At 73.1% G+C, this 9153-nt stretch carries 8 protein-coding genes; 6 read left to right on the top strand and 2 right to left on the bottom strand.

What is annotated here, in order from left to right; genetic code table 11:
* Positions 1-92: 92 nt before the first annotated feature.
* A complete protein-coding gene (locus ACFV2J_RS15150) occupies positions 93-932 on the bottom strand; it encodes a hypothetical protein (protein WP_385095567.1) in 840 nt (279 codons plus the stop codon).
* 381 nt (positions 933-1313) lie between these two features.
* Here ACFV2J_RS15150 and purN point away from each other — a divergent pair, with 381 nt between their 5' ends.
* Positions 1314-1934 carry a phosphoribosylglycinamide formyltransferase gene (gene purN, locus ACFV2J_RS15145; RefSeq protein ID WP_385438938.1) on the top strand — a complete coding sequence of 207 codons (621 nt, stop codon included), beginning with the start codon at positions 1314-1316 and terminating at the stop codon, positions 1932-1934.
* Positions 1931-3520, top strand: a complete 1590-nt coding sequence (gene purH, locus ACFV2J_RS15140) for a bifunctional phosphoribosylaminoimidazolecarboxamide formyltransferase/IMP cyclohydrolase (RefSeq protein WP_385095561.1) — start codon at positions 1931-1933, stop codon at positions 3518-3520. Before purN ends, purH begins: the two co-directional genes overlap by 4 nt.
* Before the next feature lie 171 nt (positions 3521-3691).
* Here the strand turns inward: purH and ACFV2J_RS15135 are convergent, their stop codons facing one another.
* The gene (locus ACFV2J_RS15135) at positions 3692-4345 is read right to left on the bottom strand and encodes a hypothetical protein (RefSeq protein WP_385095558.1); all 654 of its coding nucleotides are present in this window, start codon (positions 4343-4345) and stop codon (positions 3692-3694) included.
* A gap of 267 nt (positions 4346-4612) precedes the next feature.
* On the opposite strand from ACFV2J_RS15135, the gene ACFV2J_RS15130 reads away from it, so the two are divergent.
* The 4 genes from ACFV2J_RS15130 to ACFV2J_RS15115 all read left to right on the top strand — a co-directional run bounded on the left by ACFV2J_RS15130 (position 4613) and on the right by ACFV2J_RS15115 (position 8592).
* On the top strand, positions 4613-5467 hold the full coding sequence (locus ACFV2J_RS15130) for a bifunctional methylenetetrahydrofolate dehydrogenase/methenyltetrahydrofolate cyclohydrolase (RefSeq protein WP_385095555.1): 855 nt from the start codon (positions 4613-4615) through the stop codon (positions 5465-5467).
* Positions 5468-5714: 247 nt separating this feature from the next.
* The gene (locus tag ACFV2J_RS15125; RefSeq protein WP_385438952.1) at positions 5715-6179 is read left to right on the top strand and encodes a DUF3017 domain-containing protein; all 465 of its coding nucleotides are present in this window, start codon (positions 5715-5717) and stop codon (positions 6177-6179) included.
* A 276-nt stretch (positions 6180-6455) separates the two neighbouring features.
* Positions 6456-7034 carry a helix-turn-helix domain-containing protein gene (locus ACFV2J_RS15120; protein ID WP_385097096.1) on the top strand — a complete coding sequence of 193 codons (579 nt, stop codon included), beginning with the start codon at positions 6456-6458 and terminating at the stop codon, positions 7032-7034.
* 370 nt (positions 7035-7404) lie between these two features.
* Complete coding sequence (locus ACFV2J_RS15115; protein WP_385097093.1) at positions 7405-8592, top strand: XRE family transcriptional regulator; 1188 nt, start codon at positions 7405-7407, stop codon at positions 8590-8592.
* The last annotated feature ends 561 nt before the right edge of the window (positions 8593-9153 follow it).

The following is a 9153-nucleotide window of genomic DNA, read 5'->3' as shown; positions in this document are numbered from 1 at the left end:
ACAGGATATTACCGCGCGTCCGGCGTTTGAGGACAAGGCCCTTAAGGCCGGAGCGGGGGTCTGGGGGCGGCAGCCCCCAGGAGGGGGACGCGCTAGTTCTGCGTCCCCAACAGGCCGCGCAGCTCCTTCGGAAGAAGCTCGTTGCAGGACTGCTTCGCCGCGTTGGTGAGCGCGTCGTGCGTGCACGAGTAGTAGTCGCTGTAGACGAGCTGCGCGGAGAACGTCGCGGCGACCATGACGATGGCGAGGGACGCGGTGACGAGACCGCTGACGGCCGCGGTCGTCTGAGGCCGGTTGTTCGTGTCGGGCGCCGCGGGTGCGGGCGCGTCCGGGTCAGGCTTGCGAGGCTTGGCGCGCAGAGCGCTGACACCCCAGTAGAGCGCGAGCGCGCCGAGCAGCAGGGCCACGTACGGCCAGCTGAACAGGGCGAAGAAGAAGGCCCACATGCCGGAGAGCAGCGCGTAGCGCGCCCGGCGCTGGGTGGGGTCCGTCGGGTCCCAGCGCATTCCGGAGCCCGGACCGCCGCCGGGTCCCTCCGGGCCGCCGCCCTGGCCCTGCGGGGCCCCGGGCCGCTCGCCGAAGCCGCCGCCGGTCGAACGGCCGGGCTGCTGGTCGCTCCACTGGCTGCCCCAGGGGGAGTGCTGCCCGGAGCCGCCGTTCTCGTCCGGGCTGTTTCCGCCCGCGGGCCGTCTGGGCTGCCAGGGCCGGTCGGGCGTGCCCTCCGGCGGCGGAGCGAACGGATTGTGGTCGTCGGGGCCGGAGCCGGACCCCGAGCCGCTCCCCCCTGCCGAGCCGCCCCCGCCCGAGGAGCCACGTCCGCCCGAGGAGTCGCCCCCGCCCGAGGGCGCGTCCCCGTTCTCCTGCGGCGGGGTGGGCGAAGGGCGCCGCTCGCGCAGCAGGAGCGGAGGGAGTCGGAGACTGCGGTCCGGCATCAGGTGTGCGTCTTCCCCTTGGTGGTTCTGGCGGGCTGCGTGTCCACACGGCATCGTGCTCGCGACGCGTACCCCGGGTTTCCTGTCCAGGACTCGCACCCAGGGCTCGTACCCCGGACGTTCGTCCCCGGGGCGTGCCCCGGATGTTCCTGTCCGTCCCTGGTCAACGTCCCGCAGACACAGGGCGTTCCCCATGCCGAACGGTGTTCCCGGGAGGTTCCTCCGCAGACGCTACCTTCCGGCCACGCCCCCGTCCCGTGGGGGCTGCCCGGTGTGCCGGTATCGTTGCTGACGGTCGGCCGGTTCGTAGACTTCCCCGTATCCCGGGGCGCGAAGCATTCGTACGACCGTACAAACGCTCCCCCGAGAAAGGGCCCCGTCGTGGCCAAGGCCAAGCGCCTCGTCGTGCTGGTCTCCGGATCAGGCACGAATCTGCAGGCACTGCTCGACGCCGTCGCGGAGGCCGGGCCCGAGGGCTACGGGGCCCGGATCGTGGCCGTCGGCGCCGACCGTGACGGCATCGAGGGGCTCGCGCGCGGTGAGCGGGCGGGGCTGCCCACCTTCGTCCGCCGGGTGAAGGACTACGGCACCCGGGACGAGTGGGACGCGGCGCTCACCGAGGCCGTCGCCGCCCATGAGCCCGACCTCGTGGTCTCCGCCGGCTTCATGAAGATCGTGGGGAAGCGGTTCCTCGCCAGGTTCGGCGGGCGGTTCGTCAACACGCACCCCGCCCTGCTGCCGAGTTTCCCGGGGGCCCACGGCGTGCGCGACGCGCTCGCGTACGGCGCGAAGGTCACCGGATGCACCGTCCACTTCGTCGACGACGGCGTCGACACCGGACCGATCATCGCCCAGGGCGTGGTCGAGGTCCGGAACGAGGACGACGAGAGCGCTCTGCACGAGCGCATCAAGGAAGTCGAGCGAGAACTGCTCGTCGATGTCGTGGGGCGGCTCGCCCGCAACGGCTATCGCATTGAGGGACGAAAGGTAGTTATCCAGTGACCGCCGACAGCACAGTCACGGCCGAGGGCACTGCGGGCACCAGGCGGGCCATCCGGCGCGCGCTCGTCAGTGTCTACGACAAGACCGGGCTCGAAGAGCTCGCGCGCGGGCTGCACGAGGCCGGTGTCGAGCTGGTGTCCACCGGCTCCACCGCCGCCCGCATCGCCGCGTCCGGCGTCCCCGTCACCAAGGTCGAGGAACTCACCGGCTTCCCCGAGTGCCTCGACGGCCGCGTCAAGACCCTGCACCCCAGGGTCCACGCGGGCATCCTCGCCGACCTGCGGCTCGACAGTCACCGGGAGCAGCTCGCCGAGCTCGGCGTCGAGCCGTTCGACCTCGTCGTGGTGAACCTCTACCCGTTCCGTGAGACGGTCGCCTCGGGCGCGACGCCCGACGAGTGCGTCGAGCAGATCGACATCGGCGGTCCCTCGATGGTGCGCGCGGCGGCCAAGAACCACCCGTCCGTCGCCGTCGTCACCAGCCCGGACCGGTACGCCGCCGTCCTGGCCGCCGTCGAGGAGGGGGGCTTCGACCTCACCGCCCGCAAGCGGCTCGCGGCGGAGGCCTTCCAGCACACCGCCGCGTACGACGTCGCCGTCGCCTCCTGGTTCGCGGACGACTACGCCGCGGCCGACACCAGCGGCTTCCCCGACTTCCTCGGGCACACCTACGAGCGGAAGAACACCCTGCGCTACGGGGAGAACCCGCACCAGGGTGCCGCGCTCTACGTCGACGGCACGGGCGGCCTCGCCGAGGCCGAGCAGCTGCACGGCAAGGAGATGTCGTACAACAACTACACGGACACGGACGCCGCGCGCCGTGCCGCGTACGACCACGAGGACCCCTGCGTCGCGATCATCAAGCACGCCAACCCGTGCGGCATCGCGGTCGCCTCGAGCGTCGCCGAGGCGCACCGCAAGGCGCACGCCTGCGACCCGCTCTCCGCGTTCGGCGGCGTGATCGCGGTCAACCGGCCGGTGACGAAGGAGATGGCCGAGCAGGTCGCGGACATCTTCACCGAGGTCATCGTGGCGCCGGAGTACGAGGACGGCGCGCTCGAAGCCCTGACCAAGAAGAAGAACATCCGGGTCCTGCGCGCCCACCGGGCGCCCGCCAACCCGGTCGAGGTCAAGCAGATCGACGGCGGCGCGCTGCTCCAGGTCACCGACCGGCTCCAGGCCGACGGCGACAACCCGGCGAGCTGGACCCTGGCCACCGGCGACGCGCTCGGCCAGGGCGAGCTCGACGAACTGGCCTTCGCCTGGCGGGCCTGCCGCGCGGTGAAGTCCAACGCGATCCTGCTCGCCAAGGACGGCGCCTCGGTCGGCGTGGGCATGGGCCAGGTCAACCGTGTGGACTCCGCGAAGCTGGCGGTCGAGCGGGCGGGCGCCGAGCGGGCCCGCGGTGCCTACGCCGCCTCGGACGCGTTCTTCCCGTTCCCCGACGGCCTGGAGATCCTCGCCGACGCGGGTGTCAGGGCCGTGGTGCAGCCGGGTGGTTCGGTCCGCGACGAGCTGGTCGTGGAGGCCGCCAAGAAGGCCGGCATCACGATGTACTTCACCGGGACGCGCCACTTCTTCCACTGAGGACTGAGCGCTGAGCACCGACCAGCTGAGCACCGACCACTGAACGCTGAGCTGATCGCTGATCGCTGATCGCTGATCGCGGATCGCTGGGCGGCAGTGGACGTCGGCCGGAGACACGAGGGCCGTGTCCCCCCTGCTACGGGGTGGACACGGCCCTCGTGGGTGAACCGCTCAGTACCGTGGGCGGGCGAACCAGGCGGTGCCGCTGGACACGACCGGAGCGGCCGTGATGACGGCGGCGAAGCCGACCCAGATCAGCGGGAAGATGACGGCGGAGGCCATACCGGAGTCCAGGCCCACGAAGAGCATGATCAGGCCGAAGATCCCGCCCAGCGCACCGTAGACGACCGCGGTGATGCGGATGCCCTGACCGCCCCGGCCGAACTTCACGCCCAGGGTGATCGACAGGGCCGCCAGACCCGCCGCGACCAGGGCGATCAGCAGCAGGACGCCCGTCGCGATGTCGGCGCCGTCGCTGAACGAGCTGAACGGGTCGTTGGACGTCGAGCTGTAGCGGTCCGCCGCGTCCGAGACGTCGTTGGCGATGGCGGCGACGTAGAACCAGCCCAGCGCCGCCAGGATCTGCACCGCGGAGATGATGAACAGGAAGACGCGCGCCGTCATCAGCAGCCCCGGCATCGTCTGCGGGGGCTGGTGGTAGCCGGCCGGGTAGCCGGGGTACCCGGGCTGCTGCGGGTAACCGTAGCCCTGCGGCGGCAGGTTGGGCGGAGCCTGCGGATATCCGTAACCGGGAGCGCCCGGCGGCGCGGTGGGGGGCTGTTGCGGCGGCGGGCCGTAGGGGTTGTTCGGGTCGCCGAAACTCATGGCGGGTTCCTCCGTTGCCTGGTGCGGGGACTGGGCGCGGCACGGGTTCGGAGGTGTTTCTGCAGAGCGGTCCGTCCCCCCGGTACTGCCCGCGACACTGTGTTCTCATCGTTCTTTAGCAGACTCTTACTTGTCCAGCGCCATTCCATAGGTGTTGTTCAAGCGCAACACCGGTGATCACGGCCGGATGCGGGCGAATCGGCCGCCGGACGGCCGCCGCGGCCCCGGATTGGAACCTGGACCGCGTCATCCGGGAGGATGGGGACCATGACCGCCCAGATTCTCGATGGCAAGGCCACCGCAGCCGCGATCAAGTCCGATCTGACCGTCCGCGTGGCGGCCCTGAAGGAGAAGGGCGTCACGCCCGGCCTGGGGACCGTCCTGGTGGGCGACGACCCCGGCAGCCAGAAGTACGTCGCGGGCAAGCACCGCGACTGCGCGGAGGTGGGCATCGCCTCCATCCAGCGTGAACTGCCCGCGACCGCCACGCAGGAGGAGATCGAGGCGGTGGTGCGGGAACTCAACGAGGACCCCGCCTGCACCGGCTACATCGTTCAGCTCCCGCTCCCCAAGGGCATCGACGAGAACCGCATCCTGGAACTGATGGACCCGGACAAGGACGCGGACGGACTGCACCCGATGAACCTCGGCCGCCTCGTGCTGAACGAGCCGGCCCCGCTGCCCTGCACCCCGAACGGTGTCCTCACCCTCCTGCGCCGCTACGGCGTGGAGATCAAGGGTGCGGAGGTCGTGGTCGTCGGCCGCGGGGTGACCATCGGCCGGCCGATGCCGCTGCTGCTGACGCGGCGCAGCGAGAACGCGACGGTGACCCAGTGCCACACCGGCACCCGGGACCTCTCCGCGCACCTGAAGCGCGCCGACATCATCGTCGCCGCGGCCGGCTCCGCGCACCTCGTCCGCGCCGAGGACGTGAAGCCGGGCGCCGCCGTCCTCGACGTCGGTGTCTCGCGCAGCGCCGAGGGCAAGATCGTCGGTGATGTCCATCCGGATGTCGCCGAGGTCGCGGCGTGGATCTCCCCGAACCCGGGCGGCGTCGGCCCGATGACCCGTGCCCAGCTGCTCGTCAACGTGGTGGAAGCGGCGGAGCGCAGTGTCGGCTGACGGCGGCTCCGAGAGGGCAGACTCCGCCTCGGCGGCCGTGCAGGAGGCGCAGGCCGGGGCGGAAGCCCCGGTACGCGCCGAGGGTGCGGCCCCGGTACGCGCTGAGGGTGCGGCCCCGGTACGGGCCGAGGGCGTGGCGGGGGAGCGGGCCGTGGCGGCGGAGGCCAAGGGCGACGCGAGGGTCCCGGACGGCGCGAGGGCCGGGGGCGGCTCGGAGGCCCGGGACGACGCGGAGGCCGGGGACGACGTGGGGGCGGCCGAGGCCGAGGGCGACCCCGTTGCGATCGACGCCGTGAGTGCCCCGGACGCCGAGGGGCGGCCGCGCCGCACCACCCGCCGTTTCCCGCTGTTCACGAGGGACACCGCGCGGCCCGAGGGCGGCGGCCGGGCGGCATCGGGCGACGCCCCGGCCCCGGCCCGCCAGTGGCCCATCCTGGCCGTGCTGTCGGCCGTCGGGCTGGGTCTGCTGCTGGTCGCGCTCGACGCGTTCCGGTTCGGCACGATCTTGATCGGCGCCGCGCTGCTGGCCGGTGCCGTGATCCGCTGGATGCTGCCCGACGTCGGCATGCTCGCGGTCCGTTCGCGCTTCACGGACATGGTCACGTACGGCGTGCTGGGCCTCGCCATCGTGCTGCTCGCGCTGATGGCACAGCCCAATCCGTGGCTGGTGATCCCGTTCCTGGACGACACGCTGCACTTCACGGTCCGCTGAGACCACCGCGCCGTCCGCGCACGGCGCCGCGACCCGTCCTCTCCCCCGAGTAAGGACGGGCCGCGGCCGGGCGGCCGGGCCGCCCGGGGACAACCCTTCTGCACCGGAACGGGCTGGACAACAGCCGACGGTTCGCTGTGGCACGGAAGTGACCATTCCGCCACGGTGTCCGCGCCGCGTGACGGGAACCGGCCCACCGTCCGGAGCCGTCCCTCGCTCACGGGGAAGCATGGAGGCGGACGACGCCTCCCGAACGCCGCGGGAGGTGGGTGAGCGATGGGTGCCTGGCAGCCGCTGCCGGAGGAACTTCCCGCGGAGGTACGGCACTTCGTCGAGCAGGTACGGCTGCTCAAGGACAGCACCGGGCTGAGCCTGGTCGCGCTCGGGGCGCGCACCGCGTACAGCAAGTCGTCCTGGCAGCGCTACCTCAACGCGACCCAGCCGCCGCCCCGCCAGGCGGTCGCCGCCCTGTGCCGGGTCGCGGGTCTCACCGGCGCCGAGGCCGAACGCTACGGGGTGCGCTGGGAGTTGGCGGTGCGGGTCTGGCCCCGCGAGCCCACGCCCTCGCGTCTCCCGGTGGGCGGACCCGCCCCCGAGGGACACGACGGCACGCACGGCACGCACGGCACGCACGGCGTGCACGCCGGACAGGGGGGACAGGGTGGAGCGCGGCAGGGCGTGGACGACCCCGCGGGCGCGGGCGGGTACGAGGAGGACCCCACGCTTCCGTGGTGGGACCTGCTCGACGAGGAACCTCCGTCCGGCCCGCGCACCGGACGTCTCCTGCTCTACGCGGCACTGCTCGTCCTCGCGCTCCTCCTCGTCGCCGTCGCGGGCGCCGTCGCCCTGGGATGACCCGTCCCGGCCGTCCCGTCGGAGTGAACGGCCGGGACGGTCCCGCGCGTCCTGTGCGTCCCGCACGGGGGCCGAGAGCACATCCGTGCGGAGGGCGCGAATCCGTTTGGCCGGCGCGGGGGAAATGGGACACTGGGACCGCGGCCCGGCGGGCGTGCGAACGGCGCATGCTCCGGCCCGAACGCTCCCGTGCGCCCCCGTTCCGGGAACTGAGGTCCTGGCCGGGCGCATCCCTGTGGGTAACCAGAACGGGGACTCGGCGGCGATGGGCCATTCCCTCGCCCGCACGCGGCGGGGGGAGCCCGGGGGAGCCGCGCGGGGGGAAATGTCAGGCACGCACGGGGGGAAAGAAGCAGGGGGGGGAAGAGCAATGCCTCGTTGGAAGGCCTTGCCGGATGAACTCGATCCGCAGGTCAAGGAGTTCGCCGTCCAGCTGCGCAGACTGGTCGACCGGAGCGGGCTGAGTGTCGGCGCGCTGGCCGACCGTACGGGCTACAGCAGGACGTCCTGGGAGCGGTATCTCAACGGCCGGCTCCTGGCACCCAAGGGCGCGGTCGTCGCCCTGGCCGAGGTGACCGGGAGCAGTCCCGTTCATCTGACCACCATGTGGGAGCTCGCCGAGCGCGCCTGGAGCCGTTCGGAGATGCGCCACGACATGACCATGGAGGCGATCCGTATCTCCCAGGCGCGGGCCGCGCTCGGGGAGTTCGGGGCGCCCCCGGTGAACGGGAGCGACGGCCGGCAGGTCCGCAAGGGCCGCGGCGCGACCGTGATGCCCGGGATCGCCGGGCCCGCGGGCGTGGTGCCGTCGGTACCGGCGCAGCCGACCGCGACGGATGTGGAGGACTCGGCGGCCGGGGGTTCCTCATCCGGCGGGGCCTCCTCCGGAGGGGCTTCGCGGGGTGGTGGTGGCTGGGGGGCCGTCGCCACGCCGTCGTCCGGGGACGCGGGGCGGTTCGGGCCGCCGGTGACGGCCGGTCCGGCGAGGGCCGCCGCGTCCGAGGGGGGTCCGCCGGCGGGTGCCCGGCCGGCCGGCGGGGCGTCGGCCGGGGCGTCGACCGACGGGGCGCGGCGCAAGCGGCGGCTGACGATGTTCCTCGCGGGTGTCGTGGGTGCGCTCGTCGTGATCGCCGTGGCCGTTCTTCTCACGGGCGCAGGCGGGGACGAGAAGGAGCGGAGCACGCCCAAGGCGGCCACGCCGTCCGCCGTCCGTTCCGACCTGCCGGCCGGGGTGAAGTGCGGCGGCAGCGACTGCACGGGCAAGGACCCGGAGAAGATGGGCTGCGGGGGGCAGTCGGCCACCACTCCCACCAGCATCACCGTCGGTACGACGCTCGTCGAGGTCCGCTACAGCAAGACCTGTGCCGCGGCCTGGGCCCGCATCACGCGGGCCGTGGCCGGGGACTCGGTCGTGGTGTCGGCGGAGGGCGCGCCCGGGCAGAAAGGTTCGGTGGACGCCGACACGGACGCCTACACGCCGATGATCGCCGTCAAGGACGCGGGTGAGGCGAAGGCGTGCGTGACGCTGAAGTCGGGACAGCGGGGGTGTACGCGCTGAGGTGTAGGGGGTGGAGTGGCGGGAGGTGTTCCCGGAGGGCTCCACCCCCGGCTCCCTGCTCCGCTCCCGGCTCCCTGCTCCGCTCCCGGCCCCCCGCTCCGCTCCCGGCCCCCCGCTTCGCTCCCGGCCCCCACTCCGCCCCCGGTCCACCGCTCCCGCCCCGGACCCCCGCTTCGACCTGGACGGCCTCGTTCTCGCGCGCCTGACGGGGTGAAAGCAGGGCCGCGTGTCCAGGCCCGTCCGGCGTCCGCGGACGAGCCCTGCGGGCGAAGCGGGGTCCTGGCGGCGCAGTTCCTCGGCGGAGCCCCCGGGTGCGGATGGGCGGGTGCGATGACGGGCGGTGCGGGAGCCCCGAAAATCGGGGGCATGGTTGCGCCCCGCGGGGGCAGGCGGACAGATGACCCCCACGGGATCCGGCACCGTCCGTGAGGACGGGACCCGGCACCCCCTCGGGGGGGGCCCCCCGCGGGGGGGGGCGCGGGGGCGGGGGGGGGGGGGACAGGTAGGGACTGGGGTGGGAAAGCCGCCCCCGCCCGCGCGGGGGTTGGTGGGTGGTCAAGA

This window comes from Streptomyces sp. NPDC059668 (assembly GCF_042734135.1).
Classification (GTDB): domain Bacteria; phylum Actinomycetota; class Actinomycetes; order Streptomycetales; family Streptomycetaceae; genus Streptomyces.
Note: the sequence above shows the minus strand (reverse complement) of the source record. Positions and strands in the feature narration are given on the sequence as shown.

Excerpts from the sequence above, each read along its gene's own strand:
- ACFV2J_RS15150 (WP_385095567.1), bottom strand. The coding sequence starts at position 932 with ATGCCGGACCGCAGTCTCCGACTCCCTCCGCTCCTGCTGCGCGAGCGG.
- ACFV2J_RS15135 (WP_385095558.1), bottom strand. The coding sequence starts at position 4,345 with ATGAGTTTCGGCGACCCGAACAACCCCTACGGCCCGCCGCCGCAACAG.
- ACFV2J_RS15130 (WP_385095555.1), top strand. The coding sequence starts at position 4,613 with ATGACCGCCCAGATTCTCGATGGCAAGGCCACCGCAGCCGCGATCAAG.
- ACFV2J_RS15120 (WP_385097096.1), top strand. The coding sequence starts at position 6,456 with ATGGGTGCCTGGCAGCCGCTGCCGGAGGAACTTCCCGCGGAGGTACGG.
- ACFV2J_RS15115 (WP_385097093.1), top strand. The coding sequence starts at position 7,405 with ATGCCTCGTTGGAAGGCCTTGCCGGATGAACTCGATCCGCAGGTCAAG.